This is a genomic window from Pseudomonas oryzihabitans (assembly GCF_032027545.1).
GTDB classification, from domain to species: Bacteria; Pseudomonadota; Gammaproteobacteria; order Pseudomonadales; family Pseudomonadaceae; genus Chryseomonas; species Chryseomonas oryzihabitans_F.
On record NZ_JAVSJB010000002.1, the window covers coordinates 499020 to 525832 of the forward strand.

The 26813-nt window shown below is 66.8% G+C and carries 24 protein-coding genes and 1 pseudogene; 12 read left to right on the plus strand and 13 right to left on the minus strand.

Going from position 1 to position 26813, the window contains the following annotated elements; all coding sequences use genetic code 11:
• Positions 1–287: 287 nt before the first annotated feature.
• The 4 genes from RND78_RS04715 (at position 288) to RND78_RS04730 (ending at position 6005) form a co-directional block, all read left to right on the plus strand.
• Positions 288–1517, plus strand: a complete 1230-nt coding sequence (locus tag RND78_RS04715; RefSeq protein WP_312726472.1) for an MFS transporter — start codon at positions 288–290, stop codon at positions 1515–1517.
• Positions 1518–1649: 132 nt separating this feature from the next.
• A complete protein-coding gene (locus RND78_RS04720) occupies positions 1650–3290 on the plus strand; it encodes a methyl-accepting chemotaxis protein (RefSeq protein WP_312726474.1) in 1641 nt (546 codons plus the stop codon).
• Between the two features lie 89 nt (positions 3291–3379).
• Positions 3380–4183: an SDR family oxidoreductase gene (locus RND78_RS04725; RefSeq protein WP_312726476.1), complete on the plus strand. Its 804-nt coding sequence runs from the start codon at positions 3380–3382 to the stop codon at positions 4181–4183.
• Positions 4176–6005 (plus strand): glycoside hydrolase family 15 protein, encoded by a 1830-nt coding sequence (locus RND78_RS04730; RefSeq protein WP_312726478.1) that lies wholly within the window; start codon positions 4176–4178, stop codon positions 6003–6005. The genes RND78_RS04725 and RND78_RS04730 overlap by 8 nt, the downstream gene beginning before the upstream one ends.
• Before the next feature lie 160 nt (positions 6006–6165).
• Here RND78_RS04730 and RND78_RS04735 read toward each other — a convergent pair.
• The 3 genes and pseudogenes from RND78_RS04735 to RND78_RS04745 all read right to left on the minus strand — a co-directional run.
• Positions 6166–6480 (minus strand): annotated as a pseudogene (locus RND78_RS04735) (DUF86 domain-containing protein); the annotation flags it as partial.
• Between the two features lie 25 nt (positions 6481–6505).
• Positions 6506–6796, minus strand: a complete 291-nt coding sequence (locus RND78_RS04740) for a nucleotidyltransferase family protein (RefSeq protein WP_312726480.1) — start codon at positions 6794–6796, stop codon at positions 6506–6508.
• 90 nt (positions 6797–6886) lie between these two features.
• Complete coding sequence (locus tag RND78_RS04745) at positions 6887–7318, minus strand: response regulator (RefSeq protein WP_312726482.1); 432 nt, start codon at positions 7316–7318, stop codon at positions 6887–6889.
• Between the two features lie 222 nt (positions 7319–7540).
• On the opposite strand from RND78_RS04745, the gene betT reads away from it, so the two are divergent.
• Complete coding sequence (gene betT, locus RND78_RS04750; protein ID WP_312726564.1) at positions 7541–9505, plus strand: choline BCCT transporter BetT; 1965 nt, start codon at positions 7541–7543, stop codon at positions 9503–9505.
• A gap of 128 nt (positions 9506–9633) precedes the next feature.
• Positions 9634–10704, plus strand: coding sequence for an AbrB family transcriptional regulator (locus RND78_RS04755; protein WP_409457014.1), 1071 nt, complete (start codon positions 9634–9636; stop codon positions 10702–10704).
• Between the two features lie 22 nt (positions 10705–10726).
• Here the strand turns inward: RND78_RS04755 and RND78_RS04760 are convergent, their stop codons facing one another.
• Positions 10727–10987 carry a hypothetical protein gene (locus tag RND78_RS04760; protein WP_312726484.1) on the minus strand — a complete coding sequence of 87 codons (261 nt, stop codon included), beginning with the start codon at positions 10985–10987 and terminating at the stop codon, positions 10727–10729.
• 199 nt (positions 10988–11186) lie between these two features.
• Here RND78_RS04760 and RND78_RS04765 point away from each other — a divergent pair, with 199 nt between their 5' ends.
• Positions 11187–12716 carry a sensor domain-containing diguanylate cyclase gene (locus RND78_RS04765; RefSeq protein ID WP_312726485.1) on the plus strand — a complete coding sequence of 510 codons (1530 nt, stop codon included), beginning with the start codon at positions 11187–11189 and terminating at the stop codon, positions 12714–12716.
• A gap of 1 nt (position 12717) precedes the next feature.
• On the opposite strand, the gene RND78_RS04770 is transcribed toward RND78_RS04765, so the two are convergent.
• Entirely contained in the window at positions 12718–13737 is a 1020-nt protein-coding gene (locus RND78_RS04770) for a GGDEF domain-containing protein (protein WP_312726487.1), read from the minus strand.
• Positions 13738–14077: 340 nt separating this feature from the next.
• On the opposite strand from RND78_RS04770, the gene RND78_RS04775 reads away from it, so the two are divergent.
• Positions 14078–14893 carry an HDOD domain-containing protein gene (locus tag RND78_RS04775; RefSeq protein ID WP_312726488.1) on the plus strand — a complete coding sequence of 272 codons (816 nt, stop codon included), beginning with the start codon at positions 14078–14080 and terminating at the stop codon, positions 14891–14893.
• 125 nt (positions 14894–15018) lie between these two features.
• On the plus strand, positions 15019–15294 hold the full coding sequence (locus RND78_RS04780; protein WP_059230040.1) for a hypothetical protein: 276 nt from the start codon (positions 15019–15021) through the stop codon (positions 15292–15294).
• A 55-nt stretch (positions 15295–15349) separates the two neighbouring features.
• Here RND78_RS04780 and RND78_RS04785 read toward each other — a convergent pair whose 3' ends face one another.
• Positions 15350–15604 (minus strand): hypothetical protein, encoded by a 255-nt coding sequence (locus tag RND78_RS04785; protein ID WP_312726492.1) that lies wholly within the window; start codon positions 15602–15604, stop codon positions 15350–15352.
• A gap of 152 nt (positions 15605–15756) precedes the next feature.
• Here RND78_RS04785 and RND78_RS04790 point away from each other — a divergent pair, with 152 nt between their 5' ends.
• Positions 15757–16524, plus strand: coding sequence for a hypothetical protein (locus RND78_RS04790; RefSeq protein WP_312726494.1), 768 nt, complete (start codon positions 15757–15759; stop codon positions 16522–16524).
• Positions 16525–16732: 208 nt separating this feature from the next.
• On the opposite strand, the gene RND78_RS04795 is transcribed toward RND78_RS04790, so the two are convergent.
• Positions 16733–17506, minus strand: a complete 774-nt coding sequence (locus RND78_RS04795) for an SIR2 family NAD-dependent protein deacylase (protein ID WP_409457015.1) — start codon at positions 17504–17506, stop codon at positions 16733–16735.
• Positions 17507–17702: 196 nt separating this feature from the next.
• Between RND78_RS04795 and RND78_RS04800 the strand changes: the two genes are divergently transcribed.
• Positions 17703–19616, plus strand: coding sequence for an AAA family ATPase (locus RND78_RS04800; protein ID WP_312726495.1), 1914 nt, complete (start codon positions 17703–17705; stop codon positions 19614–19616).
• 57 nt (positions 19617–19673) lie between these two features.
• Here RND78_RS04800 and RND78_RS04805 read toward each other — a convergent pair whose 3' ends face one another.
• From RND78_RS04805 to RND78_RS04825, 5 genes are all read right to left on the minus strand, one after another.
• Positions 19674–20972 carry a flavohemoglobin expression-modulating QEGLA motif protein gene (locus RND78_RS04805; RefSeq protein WP_312726496.1) on the minus strand — a complete coding sequence of 433 codons (1299 nt, stop codon included), beginning with the start codon at positions 20970–20972 and terminating at the stop codon, positions 19674–19676.
• Positions 20973–21072: 100 nt separating this feature from the next.
• On the minus strand, positions 21073–21828 hold the full coding sequence (locus RND78_RS04810) for a D-glutamate cyclase family protein (RefSeq protein WP_312726498.1): 756 nt from the start codon (positions 21826–21828) through the stop codon (positions 21073–21075).
• Entirely contained in the window at positions 21825–23144 is a 1320-nt protein-coding gene (locus RND78_RS04815; protein ID WP_312726500.1) for an MFS transporter, read from the minus strand. Before RND78_RS04815 ends, RND78_RS04810 begins: the two co-directional genes overlap by 4 nt.
• Before the next feature lie 87 nt (positions 23145–23231).
• Complete coding sequence (locus RND78_RS04820; protein ID WP_312726502.1) at positions 23232–23501, minus strand: hypothetical protein; 270 nt, start codon at positions 23499–23501, stop codon at positions 23232–23234.
• Positions 23502–23598: 97 nt separating this feature from the next.
• On the minus strand, positions 23599–24024 hold the full coding sequence (locus RND78_RS04825; RefSeq protein WP_312726503.1) for a VOC family protein: 426 nt from the start codon (positions 24022–24024) through the stop codon (positions 23599–23601).
• 153 nt (positions 24025–24177) lie between these two features.
• Between RND78_RS04825 and RND78_RS04830 the strand changes: the two genes are divergently transcribed.
• Positions 24178–25065 carry a LysR family transcriptional regulator gene (locus RND78_RS04830; RefSeq protein WP_312726505.1) on the plus strand — a complete coding sequence of 296 codons (888 nt, stop codon included), beginning with the start codon at positions 24178–24180 and terminating at the stop codon, positions 25063–25065.
• Between the two features lie 114 nt (positions 25066–25179).
• Here the strand turns inward: RND78_RS04830 and RND78_RS04835 are convergent, their stop codons facing one another.
• Positions 25180–26790 (minus strand): inorganic phosphate transporter, encoded by a 1611-nt coding sequence (locus RND78_RS04835; RefSeq protein ID WP_312726507.1) that lies wholly within the window; start codon positions 26788–26790, stop codon positions 25180–25182.
• Between the last annotated feature and the right edge of the window lie 23 nt (positions 26791–26813).

Sequence of the window (26813 nt, forward strand, 5' to 3'; positions counted from 1 at the left end):
CTCTCAGGCACGCCGGCCATCGAGGGTAGCCGGTCGAGTAAGACGCTGACCGAGGTTCGAACCCCTCGGCGACCGGACGGTTCTAGCGCAACGGGGAAAACCGCCGGCTAGCCCATCCAGTCGGCCGAAGGGCTGACGTAGATCAACGCCAGGCTTTAGAGTAGTCCTCCTGGATACATTTGCTTACGTGGTTCGATGTCGCACTGGGCAGGCTGTCGCACCCCCGCAGTTGTATGACGATAAGCCCCAGGTGGCTTAAGATGCCGCCTCCGCCCCGAGCCCCCGTCATGTCCGGCGATACCCTGCTGCTGCGTCACCATCGTCCCTTCGTCGCCTTCTGGTTCGCCCGCATCTGCACTGCCGGCAGCTTCCAGATGCTCACCGTGGCCATCGGCTGGCACCTCTACTCCCTCACCGGCAACGTGCTCGATCTCGGCCTGGTAGGCCTGGTGGAATTCCTGCCACGGGTGCTGTTCATGCTGCACACCGGCCACGTCGCCGACCGCTACGACCGCCGCCGGGTCGCGGCCCTCTGCCAGACCGGCCAGGGGCTGATCGCCCTGGTACTGCTGGTGGGCAGTCTGAACGACGCAGTGACCCGCGAGCTGATCTTCATCCTCGCCTTCTGCCTGGGCACTGCCCGCGCCTTCGAGCAGCCCACCACCCAGGCGCTGCTGCCCAACATCGTGCCGCCGGCGATCTTCCCGCGCGCCATCGCCGCCGCGGCCTCGGCCATGCAGGGGGCCACCATCATCGCCCCCGCGCTCGGTGGCCTGCTTTATGCCCTCGGCGCCGCCTGGGTCTATGGCCCGGCCCTGCTGTTCTACGGCGTGGCGGTATTGCTGGTCTCCAGCCTGCCGGCGCGGCAGACGCCCAGCCAGAAGGAAAAGCCGACCCTGGACAACCTGCTGGCCGGCATCCGCTTCATCCGGAGTCGCCCGGACGTGCTCGGCGCCATCTCCCTGGATCTCTTCGCCGTACTCCTGGGTGGCGCCACCGCCCTGCTCCCGGTGTTCGCCGCCGACATCCTGCTCACCGGCCCCTGGGGCCTGGGCCTGCTGCGCTCGGCGCCGGCGGTGGGCGCCCTGGGCATGTCCTTCCTGCTCGCCTACGTCAGTCTCGATCGCCACGTGGGACGCATCATGTTCGGCGCGGTGGGCCTCTTCGGCGTGGCCACCATCGCCTTCGGCCTGTCCACCTCGCTGTGGTTCTCGCTGTTCACCCTGGTGGTGCTGGGCGCCGCCGACATGGTCAGCGTGGTGATCCGCAGCTCCTTCGTCCAGCTGGCGACCCCCGATGCCATGCGCGGGCGGGTCAGCGCGGTCAACGGCTTGTTCATCGGCGCCTCCAACCAGCTCGGCGAGTTCGAGTCCGGGGTCACCGCGCATTTCTTCGGCACCGTGCCGGCAGTGGTGCTGGGCGGCGTCGGCACCCTGGTGATCACCGGGGTCTGGATGAAGCTGTTCCCGGGCCTGGCCAAGCGCGACCGGCTGACGGAGCCGCGCGGCGACGGTTGAATCCTAGACAGTCGCCCTGGCACGGCCATTCATCCCGAGGCCATGACCGCTCGCCCCGGAAAAGGCTTATCGCGCAAACCTTTACCACAAAATGTGATCCATATCACATTACGATAAATTTCTGAGGTTTCCATGCGCACCCCTCTTTCCATGGCCGCCCGCCTGGGCCTGGGCTTCGGCCTGATCCTGGTGCTGATGCTGCTGATCACCCTCGTCGGCGTCCAGCGGGTCGGCGTCATCGATGACACCCTGACCGCCGTCAGCCAGGGCGCCAGTGTCAAGCAGCGCTACGCCATCAACTTCCGCGGCAGCGTGCACGACCGCGCCATCGCCATTCGCGATACGGTACTGATCCACGACGCCGCGCCCCTGGCCAGTCGCCTGGCCGACATCGACCGCCTCAAGGCCTTCTATCGCCAGTCCGCCGAGCCCATGGATCAGCTGTATGCCAGCCAGGGCGCCACCGCCGAGGAACAGCGCCTGCTGGTGGCCATCAAGGACATCGAAGGCACCGCCCTGCCGCTGACCGATCGCCTGCTGCAACTGCGCCAGGCCGGTGATCTGGAGGGCGCCCGGGTGTTCCTGCTGGAGCGCGTCTCGCCGGCCTATGTCGAGTGGCTCAAGCGCATCAATGCGCTCATCGATCACGAGGAAGCCATCGCCAGCGGCCATCTGGCCGAGGTCCGCGGCATCGCCGGTGGCTTCCGCTGGCTGATGCTGGTGACCTGTGCCCTCGCCCTGCTGCTGAGCGTGACCGTCTCCATCCTCATCATCCGCCAGATGGGCGCGACCCTGGGCGGTGAACCCCATGTCGTAGCCTCCGCCATCCGCCGGCTGGCCGAAGGCCGCCTGGACGAGCGCCCGGCCACCCGCCATCCGGACAGCGTGATGGGGACCCTGGGCAGCGCCACCGCGCACCTGGGCGAAACCATCGTCCAGGTGCGCCATACCGCCAGCTCGGTCGCCGCCGCTGCCGCCCAGTTGCAGAGCACTGCCCAGACCAACCAGCGCCACACCGATGTGCAGTCCAACCAGGCCCAGCACATGGCCGCCGCCGTCACCGAGCTGGCCGCCACCATCGGCGAGGTCGCCGGCTACGCGGCCCAGGCCGCCCAGGCCACCGGCAATGCCAGTGCCCAGGTGGACACCGGCAACCGGCTGGTGGCCAGCTCCGGCCAGGCCATCGGTCAGCTGGTGCAGGCCCTGGAGCAGGCCAGCGTCACCGTGCAGCAGGTCTCCAGCGACAGCGCCAGCATCGAGAACATCGTCGCCGTCATCAACGGCATCGCCGAGCAGACCAACCTGCTGGCGCTGAATGCTGCCATCGAGGCCGCCCGCGCCGGAGAGCAGGGCCGCGGTTTCGCCGTGGTGGCCGATGAGGTCCGCAACCTGGCGACCCGTACCCAGGAATCGACCCGCGAGATCCGCGGCATGATCGCCACCCTGCAGGAAGGTGCCGGACGCGCCGCGGCGCAGATGGAAGAGAGTCGCGGCCAGGCCCACGAGACCGCCGAGCTGACCCAGCGCGCCGTCGCGGCCCTGGCAGCCATCCAGGCGGACGTCGGCTCGGTGAACGCCATGAATGCGCAGATCGCCACCGCCGCGGCGCAACAGACCGCCGTGGCCGAAGAGGTCAACGAAAACATCAATCGCATCCACGCGGCCACCCTGGAAACCGCCAGTGGGTCGCAGCAGATCGCCGGCGCCAGTCGTCAGCTGGCGGAGCTGGCCGAAGACCTGGAACGCCGCATGAGTCTGTTCCGCACCGCCTAGCCCGAACATCCGGCAACGCTCGCGGGCTGAACCTAGACGCGAGCGCAACGGTCAGCAGTCAGACACCTTTTCCGCGCAGGAGTCTGGACATGCAGCTTTCCCTCAACGGCCAGGTCGCCCTGGTCACCGGCGGTAGCTCCGGGATCGGCGCCGCCGTCGCCGAAGCTTTGGGCAAGGCCGGTGCCGCCGTCGCCATCAACTACCATTCCCACGCCGAGCCGGCCGAAGAACTGGCCCAGCGCATCCAGGCCGCCGGCGGCCGCGCCATTGCCGTAGGCGGCGACGTCGGCGACGAGGCCGCGGTCAAGGCCATGTTCGAGCGCACCCTGGAAGCCTTCGGCCGCCTGGACATCCTGGTCGCCAATTCCGGCCTGCAAAAGGACGCGGCGGTGGCCGACATGTCCCTCGATGAGTGGAACACGGTGATCAACACCAACCTCACCGGCCAGTTCCTTTGCGCTCGTGCCGCCATCCGCCAGTTCCGCCAGCAGGGCCGCGACGAGACCATCTCCCGCGCCCTGGGCAAGATCATCCACATGAGCTCGGTGCACGAGGTCATCCCCTGGGCCGGCCACATCAACTACGCCGCCTCCAAGGGCGGGGTCAACCTGCTGATGCGCAGCCTGGCCCAGGAAGTGGCCGCCGAGGGGATACGCGTCAACAGCATCGCCCCGGGCGCCATCGCCACCGCCATCAACGAAGAGGTGACCGGCGACGAGGCCAAGGCGCGCGAGCTGCTCAAGCTGATCCCCTACAAGCGCGTCGGCCATGTCGACGACGTGGGCAACGCGGCGGTCTTCCTCGCCAGCGACTTGGCCGACTACATCGTCGGCACCACCCTCTTCATCGACGGCGGCATGTGCCTCTACCCGGGATTCGAAGACAATGGCTGATTCCACCTCTGTGCACGCACGCCGCAGTATCGGCGCCCACGGTGTCATCGGCGACCTGCGCACCTGCGCCCTGGTCGCCACCGACGGCACCATCGACCACTTCTGCTGGCCGAACCTGGACAGTCCCTCGGTGTTCGCCGCCCTGCTGGATTCGGAAAAGGCCGGTTACTTCAGCCTGGCGCCGGTCTGGGAAGACGCCCGTGAACAACAGCTCTACCTGCCCGACACCAACATCCTGCAGACCCGCTGGTTGTCGGCGGAAGGGGTCGCCGAGGTCACTGACCTGATGCCGGTGTGCAGCGCCGAGGACACCAAGCCGCGCATCGTCCGCCGCGTGCAGATGGTCGCCGGGCGCGGCCGCATCCGCCTGGTCTGTGCCCCGGCCCATGACTATGCCCGCGCCCAGACCCGCGCGCGCCTGGTGGACGGGGGCGCCCTGTTCGAAGCCGACGGCCAGCCCACCCTGCGCCTGGCGTCCAGCATTGGGCTAAAGGTCGACGGCAACAGCGCCTTCGCCGAATTCGAGCTGGAGCAGGGCGAACAACTGGATTTCGTCTTTGGTTGCATGGAGGACGCCAAGGTCGTCACCGGGCAGAGCGATCTCTGCTTCGAGGAGACCCTCGCCTACTGGACCGGTTGGGCCGCCCAGAGCCATTACCAGGGCCGTTGGCGCGAGATGGTCACCCGTTCCGCCCTGGCGCTGAAGCTGCTCACCTCCTGCAAGCATGGCTCCATCGCCGCGGCTGCCACCTTCAGTCTGCCCGAGGCCCTGGGCGGCGAACGCAACTGGGACTACCGCGCCTCCTGGATCCGCGATTCATCCTTCACCGTCTATGCCTTCATGCGCCTGGGCTACACCCAGGAGGCCAAGGACTTCATCCACTGGGTCAGTCGCTGCATGAAGAGCAGCCATAACGAACCGGAGCGCCTGCAGATCATGTACCGCCTGGACGGCGGTCTGGACCTGCCCGAGGAGTCCCTCGAGCATCTGGCCGGCTACGCCGACTCCAGTCCGGTGCGCATCGGCAACGAGGCCTATAAACAAACGCAACTGGACATCTACGGTGAGCTGATGGACGCCGTCTATCTGTCCAACAAGTACGGTGAGGCCATCTCCCACGAAGGTTGGCGGCACCTGGTGCGGATGATCGATCACGTCTGTGAGGTGTGGAGTACCCCAGACGCCGGGATCTGGGAGATGCGCGGCGAACCCGAGCACTTCCTGCACTCACGACTGATGTGCTGGGTCGCCATCGACCGCGCCCTGCGCCTGGCGACGAAGCGCTCGTTGCCCATGCCATACGAGCGCTGGTACGCCGCGCGCTCGGCGATTCAGGACGATATCTGGGACAACTTCTGGAACGCCGAGCTGGGTCATTTCACTTCCACGCGCCACGGCAAGAGCCTGGATGCGGCCATGTTGCTGATGCCGCTGGTGCGCTTCGTCAGCGCCACCGATCCTCAGTGGCTGGCGACCCTCGACGCCATCAAGCAGCACCTGACCTACGATGGCATGATCCGCCGCTACGATCCGGTCGATACCCCGGCGGACAACCTCGATGGCGAAGAAGGCGCCTTCGTCGCCTGCTCCTTTTGGTATGTCGAGTGCCTGGCCCGCGCCGGACGGGTGGACGAAGCCCATCTGGAGTTCGAGAAGCTGCTGGGCTACGCCAACCCCCTGGGCCTCTACGCCGAGGAACTGGACAAACGCGGCTATCCCCTGGGCAACGTGCCCCAGGCGCTGTCGCACCTGGCACTGATCAGCACGGCCTTCTTCCTGGATCGCAAGCTGAGCGGCAAGGACCCGCAGTGGCAGCCGTAGATAAGCTTGGCTTATTCCTCTATGTATCGCCCTCTCGGCTTGAACCCAATCGCGGCCATGGCGGTCCGCCGATGCGGCCGCTCCTACAGGCTGCGATATCCTCGTAGGAGCGGCCCATGGCCGCGATGGACTCACGTAGCGCCTATAGCGGTACCAGCACCTACATTTCTGTTTTTCCGGGAAGCGATCGCAACTGCTCCAAAAGCTCGGGCAACGGCGTGACCACGGTTTCCCAGACAACTTCGAGGTTGATGTCGAAATAGCCATGGGCAATACGATTACGCATGCCTCTCATGTTCCGCCAGGGGATATGTGAGTGTTCATGGATGAAAGCCTCATCCGCAGCCATGATTTTGGTCGCCGCTTCACCAATGATGATCAAACTCATGACCACTGCCTGCTGCGTTCGACGGTCCTCGAGAAAGTCTTCCCGGGCCAACTCTTCGACGAAGATCAGGGCGTCGGTGGCTGCCTGCGCGTCAGATAATCCGCCACTCGCGTCATACGGGACGCGCCATCAGTAAAACCTGCGCACGAAACGTCTTGGGTAGATCGTTGGGCGTTACCAGATCGACAGGAACCCCCAGCAACTCTTCCAGCTCGTCCTGTAATCCCCCCAGGTCAAACAACGTTGCCCCCGGTAGTGCATCCACCAGCAGATCGAGGTCACTCCCGTCCTGGTCGGTACCGGTCAGCACCGAACCGAATACCCTAGGATTAGCTGCACGAAAACGTTCTGAAGCGGCCCGCACAGCGGCGCGTTTGAGGTCCAGGGCAAGTGAAGGTCGCATGGTGGTTTCCGGGCAAATGAACGCTAGGATAGTCGAACATCAACCTTGGCTTTTCAACCACTCAGCGTAGCCAGTGTCAGCCACTGCCCCTCACGCCACCCGACTCTGCCCCAGCGCCTCGTTGACGCAATTGGCCATGTCGTCGATATGCCAGGGCTTGGGCATGAAGCGGGTGCGGCCGGCGCCGCGGGGGACGGTCAGGCGATCGCCGGAGGTGAGAATCACCGGGATGTGCGGCCAGCGCTGAAAGACCAATTGGGCCAGGGCCTCGCCATCCAGGCGTCCCGGCATGCGCACGTCGGTGAAGAGCACGTCGATGCGGGCACCGTTCTGTTCCAGATAGCTCAGCGCCGCATCGGCGGTCGACACGGCCACCACCTGGAGGTCCACTAGAGACTCCAGGGCCTCGGTGGCCAACTCCCGCAGCAACGGTTCGTCCTCTACCAGAAGCAGTAGTGGACGATAGGAGCCGAAGGGAGAAGATGCCTGAGTCATACCCAACAGACTTTGCCAAGAGGTCACGGTTCTGACCTTTCGGCCCTGGATCGACCAAAGTCGACCACCGGCATAAGCAAGCCCTCTAAGCGGCAACTTTCAACGCCTCGCTGACTCGAAGCGTTCACCCCAGGGGCCTCCTGTGGTATTCTTTTTTAATCGAACGATCAATAAAAAAAGAATCCCTCCTCTTTCGGCAGCTCGCAAGGAGTCCCTATGAGTGCGACGCCCTCATCCGGCACCGTACGGCTGAATCCCCCCGCGTTCTACTGCGCGGCCGCGGTGATCCTGCTGTTTTCCCTGGTCGTCATCGGCCATCCCGAACAGGCGGGCGCCTGGTTGCTCCAGGCCCAGACCTGGGCCGCCAATACCGTCGGCTGGTACTACCTGCTGGCCATGACCCTCTATCTGGTGTTCGTGGTGGTCACCGCCCTTTCCGGCTACGGCAAGATCAAGCTCGGTGCCGACCACGACCAACCCGAGTTCAGCTATCTCTCCTGGGCCGGCATGTTGTTCGCCGCCGGCATCAGCATCACCCTGTTCTTCTTCTGCGTCTCCGAGCCGATGACCCACTTCACCCAGCCGCCGGCTGGCGAAGGCGGTACCCCCGCCGCGGCGCGTCAGGCCATGCAGATCCTCTTCCTGCACTGGGGCCTGCACGGCTGGGGGGTGTTCGCCCTGGTAGCCATGGCCCTGGCCTATTTCGCCTATCGCCACAACCTGCCGCTGGCCTTGCGCTCGGCGCTCTATCCGCTGATCGGCAAGCGCATCAACGGGCCCATCGGCCATGCCGTGGACGCCTTCGGCATCATCGCCACCATCTTCGGCCTCGGCGCCGACCTGGGCTTCGGCGTGCTGCACCTCAACGCCGGGCTCGACTACCTGTTCGGCATCAGCCATAGCCATTGGGTGCAGCTGGTGCTCATCGTGCTGATGATGGGCGCGGCCATCGCCGTGGCCGTCTCCGGCGTCGACAAGGGCGTGCGGATCATGTCCGACATCAACATGGTGCTGGCCGTCGCCCTGCTGCTGTTCGTGCTGTTCGCCGGCCCTACCCAGCACCTGCTCAACACCCTGGTCCAGAACATCGGCGACTATCTCGCCGCGCTACCGGGCAAGAGCTTCGACCTCTACGCCTACGACGAGCCCTCCGACTGGCTCGGCGGCTGGACGGTGTTCTACTGGGCCTGGTGGATCGCCTGGGCGCCCTTCGTCGGGCTGTTCATCGCCCGTATCTCCCGCGGTCGCACCATTCGCGAATTCGTCTTTGGCGTCCTCTTCATCCCGCTGGGCTTCACCCTGGCGTGGCTGTCGATCTTCGGCAACAGCGCCCTGGAGCTGGTCCTCAACCAGGGCATGAATGGCCTGGCGCAAACCGCCCTCACCGATCCGGCCATGGCCTTCTACCAGGTGCTGGAGACCTATCCGGCCAGCCGCGTGGTGATCAGCGTGGCGGTACTGGTGAGCTTCGTTTTCTTCGTCACTTCGGCCGATTCGGGCACCGTGGTGCTGTCCACCCTGTCCTCCACCGGTGGCGAGGCGGATGAGGATGGTCCCAAGTGGCTGCGCGTCTTCTGGGGCGCAGCGGTGGCCCTGGTGACCGGCGGCCTGCTGTTCGCCGGCAACATGGACGCCCTGAAGTCGGCGGTGGTCCTGACCTCGCTGCCCTTCTCGGTGGTGGTCCTGCTGATGATGTGGGGCCTGCACAAGGCGTTGCACCTGGAGTCCCAGCGCCAGCGCGCGCGGTTGCACTCCCTGGCGCCGGTGGCGACCAACGGCAAGGCGCGCCATGGCGGCTGGCGCCAGCGGCTGTCCCAGGCGGTGTACTTCCCCTCGCGGGACGAGGTCTATCGCTTCATGGACAGCACGGTGCGCCCGGCCATGGAGGAAATGGTGGAGGTCTCGCGGGAGAAAGGCCTGGTGGTGGATACCCAGTTCGACTCCACCAACGCCAACCTGCAACTGACCATCGGCCATGGCGAGGAACATCCCTTCATCTACCAGGTGATCATGCAGGGTTACTTCACGCCCTCCTTCGCCCGTGCCGGTATCGGCGGGCTGCATCTGAAGAATCGTCGCTACTACCGGGCCGAGGTGCACCTCACCGAAGGCAGCCAGGACTACGATCTGGTGGGCTACAGCCGTGAGCAGATCCTCAACGACATGCTCGACCAGTACGAACGCCACCTGCAGTTCCTGCATCTGGTGCGCTGATCTGCGGTTTTTTCTTCGCCTGAAAGGCCATTGAAAGCCCCAGAAGTCGTATAATCGCCCCAGGGCCGGCCCTGCGCCGGTCCCGGGGTCGGTACCCCTCGCCGGTCCCTCGTCGCTCGGAGACCGTCTTGCCCACCCCGCCCGCCGCCCCGCCTTACCCGCCCCTGCTGCAATGGCTCGCGCTGCTGCTCTGCTCCGCCCTGGTCGGCGGCCTGCTCACCTGGCTACAGGTCCCCGCCGCCCTGTTTCTCGGCCCCATGCTCACGGCCATCGCCTTCGGCGTGGGCGGCGCCAGCATCCGGGTGCCGAAACGCCTGTTCCAGTCCGGCCAGGGCATCGTCGGTTGCCTGATCGCCCACGCCATGACCGCCGCGGTCCTGCTGACCGTGGCCGAACACTGGCCGGTGATGTTGCTGGCCACGGCCCTGACCGTATTGCTCAGCCTACTCACCGGTGCCCTGCTGGTCCGCTTCGGTGGCCTGCCCGGCAGCACCGCCGCCTGGGGCACCACGCCCGGCGCAGCGGCCGCCATGGTCGCCATGGCCGAGGAATACGGCGCCGATCCGCGCATCGTCGCCACCATGCAGTACGTGCGGGTGGTCTGCGTGGTGGTGATCAGCGCCCTGGTCGGACGGCTGCTGGGGGCCGAGGGCAGTGGCACCGGGAACCAGGCCACGGTCATCAGCCTCTATGGCCATTTCGCCTTCAACCTGCTGCTGACCCTGGCGGTGGCCCTGGCCGGGAGCTGGCTGGGTGGCCGCCTGTTTTCCGCTGGCGCCCTGCTGGTGCCCATCGCCCTGGGCACCGTGCTGCAGCTCAATGGCTGGCTGGACATCACCCTCCCGCACGCCCTGCTGGCAGTGGCCTATGGCGCCATGGGCTGCTACGTCGGCCTCAGATTCGACCGGGCAACGGTGCGCTACGTCTGGCGGGCCCTACCGAAGATGATCGTCGCTTCGCTGCTGCTGATCGTGCTGTGCGCGCTCTCGGCACTGCTGATGGCGAAGCTGATGCACGTCGACTTTCTCACCGCCTACCTGGCCACCAGTCCGGGCGGACTGGACTCCATGGCCATCATCGCGGTGGATGCCCATGCCGACGTCGGGCTGGTGCTGGCCATGCAGGCCTTGCGCCTGATCGGGGTAGTCCTGACAGGGCCGTTGCTGGCCCGTCAGCTGGTCAAGCTCGCCCGCACCTAAACAGGCGCGGGCCTGGTGCGGCTCAGGCCGAGCGGCGCCGCTCCACCTGGGCCGTGATGTTGTAGCCATTGGCGGCATGGCCGCGCACCACTACCCGCGCATTGGGATAGAACCCCTTGAGGCGCTGCTGGAACAGAAAGTAGATTTCCGCGCCCGCACGGATCTCGGCGGGGTCGGTCAGGGTGAGAGAGAAGCTGCGCACGGGATCGCTGGCATGCTGCTGTTCGTCCTGTTCGATGCGCTGCATGGCATCGTCGACGACTTGTTCGGCAATCTGCGACATCTGGTGACCTCCTGGTCGGCTAGTATCAAGACGTCGTCCGCAGGGACGGCTGTACCGCTAGAGACCGCGGACGCCCCGCCAGGATTCGCCAGCGCAGCGAGATTCCGACGAAATTGTCGACCCGGTCGAGTCGTCGCGGTCCTAGGATGTCGCCACGGGCGACTCGCCCTGTCTTCCACCGCAAGGATCTTTCCATCCCATGGCCCAAGGCCCCACCGCTGCCACCTCTCGCAACCTGGCCACCCAACGCCTGGCGCTGGCCCTGCTGGTGTGCGCCGTCGCCGTCATCCTCGCCCTGGAATCCTGGCAGGTCTGGCGTAACTACCAGAACGCCTTCGCCAGCGCGCGCAGCGATGTCAGCAACATCACCCTGGCGGTGTCCCAGCACGCCAGCGATGCCCTCAAGGAGGCCAACTCCCTGCTGATCAGCATCCGTGATCGCCTGGACGACGCCCCGCTGGTGCAGTTGGACCGCCCCCGCATGCACCGGCTGCTCGCCCGGCAGGCCGCCCTGCTGCCGCAGCTGCACGGATTGTTCGTCTACGACCACGACGGCAACTGGCTGGTGACCGACCAGGGCGCCATCCCGCCCCAGGCCAACAATGCCGACCGCGAGTATTTCCAGTTCCACCGGCAGCATCCCGAAGACGTCCTGCACGTCGGCGCCGTCATCCGCAGCCGCAGTTCCGGCGAACTGATCATCCCGGTGTCGCGGCGCATCGACGACGCCGAGGGCCGCTTCGCCGGAGTCCTGCTTGCCACCATCCGCCTCAAGTACTTCGTCGACTACTACGCGCGCTTTCGGCTCGACGAGCGTGGCGCCATCACCCTGGCCCTGGACGACGGTACCCTGCTGGTGCGACGGCCCTTCCAGGCGGACTTCGTGGGTACCAACCTCGCCGCCGGCGAGCTGTTCCAGCGGCACCTCAAGCAGGCCGCCACCGGTACGGCCCTGGTCCGCGCGGTGGTCGACGGCCAGGAGCGGCTCTATGCCTTCGAACACCTGCCGGGCTATCCACTGGTGGCCCTGGCCGGCATCTCCCGGAGCGCCATCCTCGCCAGCTGGCGCCAGGACATGCTGCGCTCGGTCGTGGTCGTGGGCATCCTGGTCGTCGGCATGCTGGTCTTCGGTTTCGGCCTGCTGCGGCAGATCCGTGCCAACGTCCGTAGTGAAGCGGCGCTACGCCAGGCGCACGACGAGCTGCAGCTGCTGACGCTCAAGGACAGCCTCACCGGCCTGGGCAATCGCCGCCAGTTCGATACCCTGCTGCCACTGGAGCTGGCCCGGGCGCAACGCAGCGGCCAGCCGCTCAGCCTGCTGATGATCGACGTCGACCACTTCAAGGCCTACAACGACCATTACGGCCATCCCGCCGGGGATCGCTGCCTGCAAGCGGTCGCCGGGGTAGTGGCCAGCGCGGCGCGGCGCCCGGGAGATCTCGCCGCGCGCTATGGCGGCGAGGAGATGGCGCTGTTGCTGCCCAATTGCGATGAGGTCGGCGCCTATCGGGTGGCCTGCGCGCTGCAGGAGCGCCTGGAGCTACTGGATGTGACCCACGCGACCAGTCCCTTCGGTCGCATCACCGTCAGTCTCGGCTTTTCCGTCTACCGGCCCGAGCAGAACGCGCCACCGCACGCCGCCAGTCTGCTCGCCAGCGCCGACGAAGCCCTGTACGTAGCCAAGCATTCGGGCCGCAATCGCACCCACCCGTCCCCCGTACCCGACTGAGCTAGCCGCAGATCATCGCGCCGCGGTAGTGCACCCGGTCCTTGCCGGCGCGCTTGGCCTGGTAGAGCTCGCCATCGGCCTGCTTGAGCAGTTCCGACGGCAGGCTGCCGGGAGCGAGACGTGTCACCCCGGCGCTGAAGGAAAAGCACGAGCCGGCCTGGGTGTTGCCGCGAATGTCGTCGAGCAGCCCCTGCAACCGCCGCGCCAGTTCCCGGTCGTCCCCGGACTTGAGCAGCACGCCGAATTCCTCGCCCCCCAGCCGGCCGAAGTAGCCATCGGGGAAGTGCCGACTCAGGGTGGCGGCGGTTTCCCTGAGCACCAGATCGCCCACGTCGTGCCCGAAACGATCGTTGATGCGCTTGAAGTCGTCGATGTCGAGCATGACGAAATACCAGTCCGGCGACGGCTCCGCGCAGACCCGCTCCAGGTCCAGCATCAGGGCGCGCCTGTTGCTGATGTCGGTCAGGGCATCGGTTTCCGCCTGCAGGCGATAGCTTTCCTTGAGCTGCAAAGTGCTGCCGACGATGCGCACGAAGGTGGCACTGAGCAGCAGGCCGAGCACCATCCCGGCTGCCATCATCGCTCCCAGGAGCGGCAGTGCCTGGGGGCCGACGCTGTCGAGCTGGCCATGGAAGAGCACCACCCAGACCGCCCCGGCAGCGATGCCATAGTCGAGCACATGAGCGAACAGGATGGTCGAGCCCAGGGTGATGATGATGGCGATGGGGATCATCCAGGCGTACCCCGCCTCACCCATGCCAGCGATCTGGAAGCGGAAGGCCAGGGCCTCGAAGACCACGAAGACCAGGGCGAATAGCCGCCAGATCACGAAGCGCCGCGCCGTGCTCATCGCCAGGCAGGAGAGCACCATGCCACCCAGGGCCAGCCAACCCCAGATGGGCACGCCATCGGTGAGGAAGGGGTTGATCGCTACGCTGAGCAGCCAGCCGATGATGCCCGTACACTGCGCCAGGACGTTCGGCAATTGCAGCATCTGGCGAATGTGAGTCTGGTACGTCATCAAAGCACTCTGGCGCCAAATTTAGTGGCCAAATGACATCATACGCCTGATACCATTCCTTGCCTTTCGTCGGCCGATCTCCGGCACCTCGAGAGCCTAGGCATCCGCTTATCTGACCTCATCTTCCGAATGACTAAGACCACGTATCCATCGGCGCAGGCATGACGGACAGCGGGAAAATGCCGCCACCTGTCTACTCGACCTGCGAGGACGTCTCCGCCGCCCGCTAGGGTGGGGAAACGAATTCTCGGCTAGGCTTGGCAGTGACCCAGCGGTCGTTCATATTCATCACGATTTGCGCCATTCCTCCCTATCGGTATAGAACAAACCAGGCTCCAGCATGGAAATCGATGCGCTGTTCGATCATCTGCACATACTGCCCAGTATCCCCAAGGTGGCCCAGGAGCTCATCCAGCAGTTCGACGACCCCACCAGCAGCATCGAAGAGATAGCGCGCAACCTTGCCCTGGACCCGGTACTCTCAGCCAAGGTACTGCGCCTGGCCAACTCGGTCCGCTTCCGCGGGGTGCGTCCGGCGACCAGCATCGAAGGCGCTGCCATCCGCCTGGGCTTCGACGCCCTGCGCACCCTGGTGCTGGCCTCGGCGGTGACGGCCGCCTTCCGCTACCCCTCCAGCTTCGATCCACGCGACTTCTGGCAGCACAGCTTCGATGTCGCCAGCATCTGCCGCGTCATCGCCGGCCAGACCGGCGCCGAACGGGAAACTGCCTTCACCTGCGGCATGCTGCACAACATCGGCGAGTTGCTGATCCGGACCGCGGCGCCCGACATCGGCGCGCGCATCGATGCCGAGCAGCGCGCCCCGGCGAGCGTGACGCCCGAGCAGGCCGTCGGCTTCGGCTATCCCGAGGTGGGCGCCGAGCTGGCGCGGCGCTGGCAGTTGCCGCTGGTGATCCAGCAGGCCATCGCCTATCAGCAGCATCCACAGGACGCTCCCGACGAGACCGGCATGGCCCGGCTGGTGGCCCAGGCGCGGCTGGTGTGCTTCGTGCTGCGGCGCCATGGCGGTATCAACGAGCAGGCCAAGGTCGCGTTGATCAATCCCTTGCTCAACGACCTGGATCTGCCCAGGTTGTTGGATGAATTGCCCGAGATCATCGAGGCGGACAAGGCCTTCGGCACCCTCATCAACTGACCGGCCGTCCGCGGCGACGATCGCCGCCACCGCATGCATCACAAATCTGCCAGTCGGTCGTAGCGAATGTCGAACGGGTGTCGCAAGAATCGGTCAAAGCCATATAGCTAACAGGAGTGATTGCGATGGCCGAGCCGCTGAAGTTCACGGATGCGAACACCATCATCAAGGGCGCCTTCCAGCCGATGCTGTGCGCCATGACCGCCCAGGACCCTGCGACCTTCAATGTCGAGGTCTATGCACCCAATGGCACGGCCCTGCTGCAACGACGCATCGCGCGGGTCGACCTGCTGGACAACTCGTTGCTGGAAGCCTTCATCTGTGACAGTCGCGCCCGTATCGAGCGCGCCACCCACGAGCGACCTGATTGGCAGGTCCGCTACACCTGCTCGCTGGCCTGAGTCCTGTCGTTTGCTGCTTGAGAAGGCGCCTCGCGAGGCGCCTTTTTCATGCCTGTCAGTCGTTGAGCACTCGCTTCTGCTTCTCGCCCTGGGCCTTGGTGGCCGGCGTTCTGTCCACCTTCTTCTGGGTTGAGGGGGTGGCCGTGGAGGTGTCGTCGGCGCTGTCGCGATTGCTGGTATTGGAGCTGCCCGGTGCACCTATGCCGTTGCCGGTGACCCCGGCGTCGTTGCTGCTGCTGGCGGCCAGGCTCGGGCCGGCCACGAGCGCCAGCGCGGCGCCGCAGGCGAGGATCAGGGAAGTCTTGCGCATCTTGGTGTCCTCCTGCCGCGAAAAGGAGGGTGTCGCGGACTGCACCCTAGCTGATTAGGCCAATGGCCGGGCCAAGCGTTCCCACCTTCCTATAGACTAACGGCCATCCCGCCGCGCCTTGCCAGGTGCGGCCGTCGTGTTCAGGAGTTGCCGTGAAGCACCGTTATCTCATCGTCGACCGCACCGCGCTCGACACCCCTGCCCTGTTCGAGTATCTGGCCGAGGCGCCACAGCATCGCGTCATCGTCTCCGGAGGTACGGCCGAACAGCTGTTCGCGGCGGACCTCTGGCCGCGGCTGCGCGAACGTCTGGCCCCCCATGCCGAACGTTTCTTCTTCGCCGACTCCAGTGGCCCCTTGCTGCAGGCCGAACTGGAAGGCCGCAAGCCTGGCCTGCTGGATCGCGACCTGACCCTGGCGTTCAAGGACGCGGTGACCGCCGACGCCGAGGACGACCGGGTGCTCAACCGCATCCGCAGCGAACTGCTCGATACCGACCACGACTACCAGGCCAATCGCCGCATCTTCCTCAACAGCCTGCTGGGCCAGATGCGTCGCGCCCTGCCGGCTGGTACGGTGACCGCCGGCAACTGGCAGGACGCCGTTCGCCAGGCCATCGCCGCCGCCCAGCAGGGTCTCGCCAAGGGCTTCGCCCCGGGCCTGGCCGATGCGCCCTTCAAGGTTTTCCTCAAGGCCTATCCACTGGCCGCGCGCTACGTCGCCCAGCTCGCCGTGCTGCTGATCACCGCCGGTCGCCAGGACAACGACGTGCTCATCGACCGCTTCGTGGCCCAGGATCCGGCCCTGGTGGCCACCCTGTTCGATGGCCTGCTCACCGAAGACGACGAGCAGCGCCAGGCCTATACCGCCCTCAAGCGCACCCTGGATGCCCTGGGTACCGGTGGCCAGGCCCTGCACTAAGAACCTGTTCACGATCTGCTGCGCGTCGGCCAAACCGCGTTGAAAATGCCCTGGAGGGCCAGCCCCACCTGGACGGCCCCGTCGGACTGCTCATTTACCACCCGTAAACCCGAGCGCGGGTCCGATCCGCTGCCTCAGGCATTTTCGCGGGGCCGTCCAGGACTTATTTGTCTCTAGCTCGCGAGATCGTGAACAGGTTCTGAGCCGATCAAAGCTGCGCGAGCAGCGCCGGCAGGATCACCCCGGCCGCGCCCAGCAGTTGCCAGTCGCCGCTGAAATCGACCGCTGGCTGCGGATCGATGCGCACCACCGTGGCACCCCGCTGGCGCGCCACCACCGGCAGACTGGCCGCCGGCTGCACCAGGCCCGAGGTACCGACCACCAGGCAGAGGTCGCAGCGCTCGGCCAAGGCCCAGGCGGTGGTCAGGGCCTGCTCAGGCAGGGACTCGCCGAACCAGACCACTCCCGGGCGGGCCAGACCGCGGCAGGCAGGGCAGCGCGGCGGCGCCGCCAGCCGCCCCTCGACGTCTGGCGGTGGCAGTGCGTCCAGCGGCCTCGCGCACTCGAAACACCGTGCTGCGTGCAGGCTGCCGTGCAGATGGATGACCTCGCGACTACCGGCGCGCTCGTGCAGGTCGTCGACATTCTGGGTGACCAGGTGCAGCCGCCCGTGCCGCTCGGCCCAGTCCGCCAAGGCGCGATGAGCCGGATTGGGCTCGGCCCGCAGCACCTGCGCACGGCGCCACTCGTACCAGCTCCAGACCCGCGCTGGATCTTCGCGAAAGGCCTCCGCGGTGGCCAGTTGCGCCGGGTCGAAACGAGCCCAGAGACCGGTGAGCGCCTCGCGAAAGGTGGCGATACCGCTCTCCGCCGAGACACCGGCACCGGTCAGCACCAGCACTTCGCCGGCGCCTCTCAGGCGGTCGAGCAGGGCCGGCGGGGGCACCGGCAAGCCTTGCCGGCAATCCAGGGGATCAGGCATGACGAGCGCTACTCCTTGAAATCTGGCGAAAACAACTGGGCCTTGCAGACCGCGGAAAAGCTCGAAAGTGTGACGATACGCGACGGATGGTGAGTCCACTCATCGTTTTCCGCCGAACCGAGGTTCACCCCCGCCGCCACAGGCCGATAATCCGGGAGTCCGCGTCCGATGTCGCTCCTTCTCGAACGGTATGTGAATGAAGAAGTCCCTGTTTGCCAAATATCCACGCCGGCTCGTCGCTGGCGCGCTGTCCCTCGTCACCGTCGCCAGCCTGGCCGGTTGGCTGTGGCTCAAGCCCACCGAGTCGGCTCCGACCGCCACCGCCATGCTCGCCAGCGTGCAGCAGGCCCCTGACCACTGGACCCAGCAGCCACGCGATCTCTCCGTACTGCTGGCCGACCTGCGTGCCAAGGCCATCAGCGGCGCCGTGATCGGCAACCATACCCTCTATATCGACACCAGCCGCGGCGAGCACTACGCCGTGGCCGACAACGGCGGCCGCATCGCCAACCTGTTGCTGGCCGACTACGCCGCCCAGGGCGAGCCGCCGTTCCCGGTGGCCAGCTGGAACGAGGCCGGTCAGCGCCATGCGTGGCTGGATGCCCTGCTGATCAACCTGCCGGGCTACCTGCTCCTGCTGCTGCTCGCCGTGCCCCTGGCGCTGCGGTTCGCCAGTCCCTTCAAGCTGCACCGCAAGGGCACCGGCATCTCCTTCACCGACGTGGTCGGCGCTGCCGAGGCCAAGCGCGCGCTGGAAGACGTCACTACCTGCCTGCGCAATCCCAAGGCCTTCGCCGCCCTCGGCGCCCGCCCGCCCAAGGGCGTGCTGCTGACCGGCGAGCCCGGCACCGGCAAGACCCAGCTGGCCAAGGCCCTGGCCACCGAGTGCAACGCCCACTTCATCCAGGTGACCGGCAGTGACTTCTCCTCGATGTTCTTCGGCGTCGGCATCCAGAAGGTCAAGTCGCTGTTCCGCACCGCGCGCAAGAAGGCGCCCTGCATCATCTTCATCGACGAGATCGACGGCATCGGTCGCCGCGCCGAGCAGTCGCGCTCCAGCGACGCCGAGGCCAACCGCATCATCAACCAGTTCCTCACCGAACTGGACGGCTTCGACGGTACCAGCGGCGTGCTCGTCCTGGGCGCCACCAACTTCGCCGACTCCCTGGACCCGGCCCTGCGCCGCGAAGGCCGCTTCGACCGTACCATCGCCGTGCCGCTGCCGAGCCTGGAAGATCGGCGCGCGCTGTTCGAGCTCTATGCCGGCAAGCTGCCCTGCCAGGGCGAGCTGGACCTGGCGGCCCTGGCGCGCAACACCGTGGGCCTGACCCCGGCGGCCATCGCCTACATCAGCAACCATGCCGCCCTGCTCGCCGCTCGTGAGAGCGCCAGCGCCGTGACCATGACCCACTTCGTCGAGGCCATCGAGACCTGCCGCATCGGCGAGCAACCGGTCGGTGTCACCCCGCTGGGCGCCGCCGAGCGCACCCGTATCGCGGTGCACGAGGCCGGCCATGCCCTGGTCGCCGCCGTGCTCAACGTCGGCCGGGTGGAAAAGGTCACCCTGCTGCCCCGCGGCCAGGCCCTGGGCGTTACCCTGATCACTCCTACCGAAGACAAGCGCCTGCACCTGAAGTCGGAGCTCGAAGGCCGCATCCAGATGCTGCTGGCGGGCCGTTGCGCCGAGCAGCTGTACTTCAACGAGGTCTCCTCGGGCGCCGCCCAGGACCTGCAGGAGGCCTCCAAGCTGGCGCTGTCCATGGTCGCGTCCCTGGGCATGGGCCCGAGTGGCTCGCTGCTCAGCCTGCAGGCCTTGCGCGACGCCGGCATCGACTTCGACGCCGCGCCCAGCATCGCCGCCGCCGACCAGTTGCTGCACAGCCTGGATCATCGCTGCCTGGCGCTGATCACCGAGCTCAAGCCGGCGTTGGACGACATCACCGAGCAACTGCTGCGCGACGAGACCATTCCCGGCAGCGCCGTGGCCGAAGCCATTGCCCGCGCCAGCGGCCTGGAAGCCTGCGGCGCCCTCAACCGCGCCCTGGCCTTCGTGCCGGAGCGCGCGAGCGACAGCGAACCCAGCATCGCCGCTGCCTTCAAGGGCGAGTGATCGCCCGCCGAGCTAGTCCACCAGGAAAAAGCCCCGGTCTTCCGGGGCTTTTTCCTATCAGAGGATATTGGCGTAGTCCGCCTCGATCCGATCCAGGCTCAGGTGATTGAGGAAGTTGGAGAAGCACATCCAGGCCGCCAGGGCGTTGAGGTCCTGGAATTGCGCGGGCAGGTACTTGGGCGGCACCACTACGCCCTCGTCCACCAGCTGGCGCAGGATGCGCATGTCTTCCAGGGTAGTCTTGCCGCAGAACAGCAGCGGGATCTGCTCCAGCTTGCCCTTGCGCACCGCCAGCTGGATGTAGTTGTAGATGAGGATGAAGCCCTTCAGATAGGACAGGTCCTTGGTGAAGGGCAGCCCGGTGGGGGTCGAGCCGCGGAACACCCGGCTGGCGTTCTGGTAGCCCGCTTCCAGGTCGTAGCCCTGCTCCTGGAAGAAGCGGAAGACCTCGAGGAAGTCGGCGCCGTCCTCGGCCAGGTGGATGGCGCGGGTGCGGTTGGTCAGCTTGCGCAGCCGGGTCGGATAGGAAGCGAAGGCGATCACCTCCATGAGGATCGCCAGGCCTTCCTGGGTCACGGTGGACGACGGCGGCCCCTTGGCCAGGAAGGTGCAGATCGGCTGGTTCTGGCCGTTGAGGGTGGTACCGACGTGCACCAGCCCCTCGTGGACCTCCAGGGCGCGCACGTCCCGCTCGTTGAACAAGGCATCGGCGCGCACCTTGATGTAGTCGGCACCGGCCGCGGCGTCGGCGACGATGCCATCGGACTCGAACACCCGGATGGTGCCCTCGTTCTCGCCGAACACCTGGTTCAGCCGCGCCTGCAGGATGGGCACCGCGTCCTTGGCGGTCAGGGTCTTGGGCTCGTCTTCCAGGGCGCCGCGATGGGCGATGTTGTCCAGGTAGCTGGACATCATCATGCCCAGGTCGGCCAGGGTCGGATCGCCTGCATGGAAGGCGTCCGAGGCCGCGCCATAGAGCTCCTGGGAGATCAGCCCGAAGTCCGGGGTGCCGCGCGCCTGCAGCATGCGGATCACCATGCGGTACTCGCGGCACATGCGCCTCATGATCTGGCCGACCGGGTTGAACTGGCCGAGCTGGCGGGTGATCTCGCGCTCGATGCTCTGGAATTCCCCCTTGAGCGCATCGCCGTCGAAGCTCAGCGGCCGGCCCTCGTAGAAGGCGCGATCCACCGCCGGCAGCCGCTTGCCCTTGCCCTCCAGGAAGCCCTGGCGTACCCCGTCGTCCCACTTCACCGCATCGAGGATACGGATCGGCGCCTGGGCCGCGACGATACGGTCGGACAGCTGGCGGATGGTCTGGTGATAGGGATCGAGAAAGGGCTGGCGGGCATTCATGACGGGAACCGGTCGACGAACGGGAGTACAAGGATGGCCGCTGCGTCGGCGTTTGCCTAGGCTCGGGCGGTGAATCATCGCTCAAGCCGGCACGCGCGGCCTAGCCGAAGGCTTCCGGGCGCTGGTCCAGCACCAGCATGTGCCCCGGATAGTGGGAGATGCAGTAGGGACTCTGCAGTTGGGGCAGCACCTGCTGTGGCGTCACCCCGCAGGCCCAGAACACCGGCACGTCATCCTCGCCCAGGGGCGGCACCACGCCGAAGTCCGGTGCCTGCAGGTCGGCGATGCCCAACGCCGCGGGATCACCGATGTGGACCGGCGCGCCATGGCCGCTGGGGTAGCGGGCGGTGACCAGCACCGCCTGGCTCACCCGGGCGCGGGGTACCGGGCGCATGCTCACGACCAGGGTACCGGCCAACGGCCCTGCCGGCACATTGGGCAGGGTGGTGGTATAGACCGGCGGCGCTGCGGTACTCACCGGAATGCCAGCGCGGCGCAAGGGCGCGTCGAAGGTATGGCTGCAGCCCAGCAGGATGGCGACGGCATCGTCACGCCAGTAGGCTTCGACGTCCGTGGGTTCCGCGACCAGTTGGCCCTGCTGCCAGACGCGATAGCGCGGCAGCATGGTGCGGATGTCGATGGCCGCCCCCGGCAGGGGCACCCGGGGATCGCCTGCGTCGCCCACCGCCAGGATCGGGCAGGCCCTGGGATTGCGCAGGCAGAACAGCAGCAGCGCATAGGCCTGGGCCTGCGGCACTATCACCAGGTTGGCCTGCTGATAGTCGTCGAGCACCCCGGCGGTCGGCGTGGTCCATTCACCCCTGGCGATCCGGGAACGCAATTCGCCCGGCATCATTGCAGCGCTTCCTTGGCAGTTTCCCGTACCAGGCGCAAGGTCAGCAGGGCGATGACCGAGGCCGTCACCAGCAGGAAGCCCGGCATCAGCAGGTTGCCGGTCTGCGCCATCAGCCAGGTGGCCAGATAGGGGGTGAGGCCACCGCCGAGGATAGCGCCGAGGTTGATGGCGATGGCCATGCCGGTGTAGCGCACCCGCGTGGGGAATTGCTCGGCATAGGTGGGATAGCCCACCGACTGCACGATGGGCATGGGCAACGCCGCCACCAGCACCGCCACGGCGGCCAGCCAGATATTGCCCTGGGCCATGAGCAGCATCATCGGGATCACCAGCACCACATAGGCGGTGAAACCTAGGGTCAGCACCCGGCGCCGGCCCAGGCGATCCGACAACCCGCCCCAGAACGGCATCATCAGCGCCGCGCAGAGGCTCACGCCCGCCATGATCCAGTACACCTGGGCCTTGGGGTAGCCGAGGTGGGTGGTCAGGTAGAGATTCATGAAGATGAGTCCCACCCAATAGCCGGCGTTCTGCCCCAGGGCCAGCAGCATGACCTTGAGCACCGCCGGACGCTGCTCGGCGAGCACCTCCCGGACCGGCGCCTTGGGCGGCTGGGCCTGGGCCAGGAAGCGCTGGAATGCCGGGGTTTCCTCGACGTTGTGCCGCAGCAGCGCGGATAGCGCCACCAGTGGCAGTGCCAGCAGGAACGGTAGGCGCCAGCCCCAGGCCTGCATCTCCTCGACGCCCAGCACGCTGGTGGTGAGGCCACAGACGATGGCGGCCAGGGCCCCGCCCAGGGCGACACCGACCGGGGTGAAGGCGCCGAAGAAGCCCCGACGGCCCTGGGGCGCCGACTCGGCGACGAAGGCCGCGGCGCCGATCACCTCGCCGCCGGCGAAGAAGCCCTGCACCAGGCGCAGCACGACCAGTAGCACGGGCGCCAGCAAGCCGGCCTGGGCGGTAGTGGGCAAAAAGCCGATACCGGCGGTCGCCAGCCCCATGCCGATCACCGTGGCCAACAGCACCGCGCGCCGGCCGTGTCGATCGCCGAGACGCCCGAGCAGCACCCCACCCAGGGGACGGATCAGGAAGGCGCTGCCGAACACCGCCAACACGGCCAGCAGAGCGGCGGTGGGATCGTCGCCGGGAAAGAACAGCGGCCCGAGGAAGGCGGCCATGAAGCCATAGACGCCGAACTCGTAGTATTCGATGGCGGTACCGGTGGCGGCGGCGGTCGCCGCACGGCGCGCCAGGCGTTCGTCGTCGGCCAGGGAGGCGTGAACGGCGAGCGGAGCGGGAGAGAGCACGCGAGACATGGACGTATCCTTCTGTAATGGGAACGTTGCTCGGCAGGAGTGGGGCAAGCGAAAACGGTCGGCGTCTACTGCACCGATCCGCGGGGGTCAGGCGATACGGGAGTTGCGCGGGCCGCCCGGCGACACCGACCCGGTACCGAAGGCGGCGGCGGCGGACGGACACTCGCGAGGAGCCATCAGGTCCGGGCCGCCGTCACGGCCGTCGCAGAGGGAGATCACGATCAGCCGAGCCGGTCGGGAGGTGGCGAGAGCACCCGGGCGACAGCTGAGGACGGCGGACGGTGCGACGCTGGACTCGATCACCAGCCGCCGCTCGCTCGCAGGAAGTTGGATGCCAGCAAGGCTCGCGGTTTCCAAGGGGATCACCAGCGGGCAGACACATCACGGAAGGGGCGCCGGAACTCTCTGGGCTCCGGTCGCGGCGAAAGGCGGGCGGCCCCGGGGCCGCTCAGCGCTACTTGGCGAACAGCTGGCTCATGTCCTTGAAGGCCTTGAACTCCAGGGCGTTGCCGCAGGGGTCGAAGAGGAACATGGTGGCCTGTTCGCCCACCTGGCCCTTGAAACGGATGTAGGGCTCGATGACGAACTTCGTCTCGCGCGCCTTTAGCCGGTCGGCCAGGGCTTCCCACTCGTCCCAGCCGAGGATGATGCCGAAATGCGGCACCGGCACGTTGTGGCCGTCCACGGCGTTGGTGTGGGCCTCTTCCTGGGACGCGGTCTTGGGGTGCTCGTGGATCACCAGCTGATGACCGTAGAAATCGAAATCGACCCAGTGGTCGCTGGAGCGACCCTCGGCGAGGCCGAAGACATCGCCGTAGAAGTGCCGGGTGGCAGCCAGGTCGTAAACGGGAATGGCGAGGTGGAAGGGCGACAGGGCCATGGTGCGAAATCCTGGTGGGGAGGGATGTGGTCATTCTCACCCCAGGTTTTCTTGCGCAGAAAGCGTATTTTCTTCATTTCGAGCGACGAAAATTTTGTCGCTCGAATGTCCGCCCGCTACAGTCACCTGCCCAGTCCCCTGTGGATGCCCACCATGCTTCGCGAACTCAAGACCTTTCTCGCCGTCGCCCGCCATGGCAGCTTCGCTGCGGCCGGGGTGCACGTGGGCCTCACGCCCTCGGCGGTGAGCGCCCAGATCCGCGTACTGGAGCAGAGCCTGGGCGTGAGCCTGTTCGATCGCAACGGGCGCAGCTCGCTGCTCAACGCCGCCGGCCGCCGTGCCCTGCCGCTGGCCGAGGAGATCCTCGCCACCTACGCCCGTATGGCCGGGGTTGGCGCGGGCGAGGAAATCCAGGGCGAGTTGCGCATCGGCGCCATCGCCAGCGTCCAGACCGGCCTGCTGCCCGGTACCCTGGTGCGGCTGCGCCAGCGGGCGCCACGCCTGGAGCCGCGCCTGGTCCCCGGGGTGTCGCTCAGCCTGCTCAGCCAGGTGGACGCCGGCGAGCTGGACCTGGCCGTCCTGATCCGTCCGCCCTTCGAGCTGCCCAAGGAACTGCACGCCACCGCCCTGCTGCAGGAGCCCTTCGTGCTCATCGCCCCGCCGGACCTGCCGGGCGATGATCCACGGCTGCTGCTGGAAACCCAGCCCTTCATCCGCTACGACCGCCACTCCTTCGGCGGCCGCCGGGTCAGCGCCTTCCTCCGTGAGCAACGCCTGGCGGTGCGTCAGGTGCTCGAACTGGACGAACTCGACGCCATCGTCAAGATGGTGGAGCGTGGCCTGGGCGTGGCCCTGGTGCCCTGCGCCGGTCTCTGGCTGGAGCATCCGCGGGTGCGTCGGCTGTCGCTCGGCGCCCTCACCTTCCACCGCGAGTTGCAGGTCATCACCCGCCATGCCGGACGCGACCTGCCGCCGGTAGCGCTGTTCCGCCGCTGCCTGACCGAAGCCGTGTCAGAGACTGTTCAAAGTCTCGCGAGCTAGAGACAAACAAGGCGAAAAATGGCTGAGGAAGCGGAGTTTACGAATGGTAAATGAGCATTCCGAAGCCATTTTCAACGCCGTTTGGACGACGCGCAGCAGATTTTGAACAGGCTCTTAGAACACCTGTACCAGCAGCCAATAGAGTGACGCGGACAGCGCCATGGCCACCGGCAGGGTGAGCACCCACGCCAGCAGCAGGTTGCGCACCGTCCCCCACTGCAGTCCGGAGCCGTTGGCGGCCATGGTTCCGGCCACCCCGGACGACAGCACATGGGTGGTGGAGACCGGCAGGCCGAAGGCATCCGCCGCCCCGATGGTGCCCATGGCCACCAGTTCGGCCGAGGCGCCCTGGGCATAGGTCAGGTGGGTCTTGCCGATCCGCTCGCCGACGGTGACGACGATCCGCCGCCAGCCGACCAGGGTACCGAGGCCCAGGGCGATGGCCACCGCCACCTTCACCCACAGCGGGATGAAGCGGGTCGCCTGGTCGATCTGCCGCTTGAACTCCTTGAGGTCCTCCTGCGCCTTGGGCGCCAGGCCGGGCAGGTGCTCCTTCTCCAGCAGGCGGATGGATTCCGAGGCCAGGTACATGGCATTGCGCACGTTGGGCATGCTCTGCGCCGGCACGTTGTTGAGGGCGCCATACTGGCGCACCTCGCGGGCGATGTCGTCGGTGATGGCCGCCAGCGCCGGCAAGACCGCGGGATTGCTCTGCCGCTTGCGCACGAACTCCAGCAGCACCCCATGGGGATCGGCCGGAGCGGCCTGGGGCGCCGCCTGGCGCAGGCCGCTGGCGGTGACTTCGGCCACGGCGGCGAACGCCGGGGTGGCGGTCGCCGGTACCGCGCGATTGAGGGCATAGGCGGTCGGCAGGGCGCCGACCAGGATCAGCATGATCAGCCCCATGCCCTTTTGCCCATCGTTGGAGCCGTGGGCGAAGGACACCCCGGTACAGGTGAGGATCAGCAGGCCGCGAATCCACGGCGGCGGCGGCTCGGCGCTCTTGGGCTCCTGATAGAGCGTCCGGTCGCGCACGATCCGCTTGAGCAGCAGCAGGAGTAACGCCGCGCAGACGAAGCCGATCAGCGGCGAGAACAGCAACGCGTAGCCGACCTTGGCCACCTGCCCCCAGTCCACGCCGCTGCTGCCATCCAGCCCGCCCAGCCAGGCGTGCATCAGGCCGACGCCGATGATGGAGCCGATCAGCGTGTGGGATGACGACGCCGGCAGCCCCAGCCACCAGGTGCCGAGGTTCCACAGGATGGCGGCGATCAACAGGGCGAAGATCATGGCGAAACCCTTGCCCGCCCCCATCTCCACCACCAGGTCCACCGGCAGCAGGGCGATGACGCTGAAGGCGACCGCGCCACTGGAGAACAGTACGCCGAGGAAGTTGCAGAAGCCGGACCAGAGCACCGCCGCATTGGGCGGCAGCGAATGGGTGTAGATCACCGTGGCCACGGCGTTGGCCGTGTCGTGGAAGCCGTTGACGAATTCGAAGCCCAGGGCGATCACCAGCGCCAGCGCCAGGCCGGCGAAGGGCAGCCAGGTGGTGGGCGGGGACTGGGCATCGCTGACGTCGTTGTGGATACCCCCGAGCGTCACCGCCAGGCCAGTCAGCAGCAGCACGATGAACAGCACGACCCGCAGCGGACCGGGCTTGCGCGAACTGTGCAGGGGATGGGACAGCGGTGACAGGGAGGCGGATGGACTGGACGAAGGCATTGGGCAAACTCCGACACGGGATC

What these genes read in the sequence shown, in the direction of transcription:
- RND78_RS04715 (WP_312726472.1), top strand. Translation starts at nt 288, where the DNA reads ATGTCCGGCGATACCCTGCTGCTGCGTCACCATCGTCCCTTCGTCGCC.
- RND78_RS04720 (WP_312726474.1), top strand. Translation starts at nt 1,650, where the DNA reads ATGCGCACCCCTCTTTCCATGGCCGCCCGCCTGGGCCTGGGCTTCGGC.
- RND78_RS04725 (WP_312726476.1), top strand. Translation starts at nt 3,380, where the DNA reads ATGCAGCTTTCCCTCAACGGCCAGGTCGCCCTGGTCACCGGCGGTAGC.
- RND78_RS04730 (WP_312726478.1), top strand. Translation starts at nt 4,176, where the DNA reads ATGGCTGATTCCACCTCTGTGCACGCACGCCGCAGTATCGGCGCCCAC.
- RND78_RS04740 (WP_312726480.1), bottom strand. Translation starts at nt 6,796, where the DNA reads ATGCGACCTTCACTTGCCCTGGACCTCAAACGCGCCGCTGTGCGGGCC.
- RND78_RS04760 (WP_312726484.1), bottom strand. Translation starts at nt 10,987, where the DNA reads ATGTCGCAGATTGCCGAACAAGTCGTCGACGATGCCATGCAGCGCATC.
- RND78_RS04765 (WP_312726485.1), top strand. Translation starts at nt 11,187, where the DNA reads ATGGCCCAAGGCCCCACCGCTGCCACCTCTCGCAACCTGGCCACCCAA.
- RND78_RS04770 (WP_312726487.1), bottom strand. Translation starts at nt 13,737, where the DNA reads ATGACGTACCAGACTCACATTCGCCAGATGCTGCAATTGCCGAACGTC.
- RND78_RS04775 (WP_312726488.1), top strand. Translation starts at nt 14,078, where the DNA reads ATGGAAATCGATGCGCTGTTCGATCATCTGCACATACTGCCCAGTATC.
- RND78_RS04780 (WP_059230040.1), top strand. Translation starts at nt 15,019, where the DNA reads ATGGCCGAGCCGCTGAAGTTCACGGATGCGAACACCATCATCAAGGGC.
- RND78_RS04785 (WP_312726492.1), bottom strand. Translation starts at nt 15,604, where the DNA reads ATGCGCAAGACTTCCCTGATCCTCGCCTGCGGCGCCGCGCTGGCGCTC.
- RND78_RS04795 (WP_409457015.1), bottom strand. Translation starts at nt 17,506, where the DNA reads ATGCCTGATCCCCTGGATTGCCGGCAAGGCTTGCCGGTGCCCCCGCCG.
- RND78_RS04800 (WP_312726495.1), top strand. Translation starts at nt 17,703, where the DNA reads ATGAAGAAGTCCCTGTTTGCCAAATATCCACGCCGGCTCGTCGCTGGC.
- RND78_RS04805 (WP_312726496.1), bottom strand. Translation starts at nt 20,972, where the DNA reads ATGAATGCCCGCCAGCCCTTTCTCGATCCCTATCACCAGACCATCCGC.
- RND78_RS04810 (WP_312726498.1), bottom strand. Translation starts at nt 21,828, where the DNA reads ATGATGCCGGGCGAATTGCGTTCCCGGATCGCCAGGGGTGAATGGACC.
- RND78_RS04815 (WP_312726500.1), bottom strand. Translation starts at nt 23,144, where the DNA reads ATGTCTCGCGTGCTCTCTCCCGCTCCGCTCGCCGTTCACGCCTCCCTG.
- RND78_RS04825 (WP_312726503.1), bottom strand. Translation starts at nt 24,024, where the DNA reads ATGGCCCTGTCGCCCTTCCACCTCGCCATTCCCGTTTACGACCTGGCT.
- RND78_RS04830 (WP_312726505.1), top strand. Translation starts at nt 24,178, where the DNA reads ATGCTTCGCGAACTCAAGACCTTTCTCGCCGTCGCCCGCCATGGCAGC.
- RND78_RS04835 (WP_312726507.1), bottom strand. Translation starts at nt 26,790, where the DNA reads ATGCCTTCGTCCAGTCCATCCGCCTCCCTGTCACCGCTGTCCCATCCC.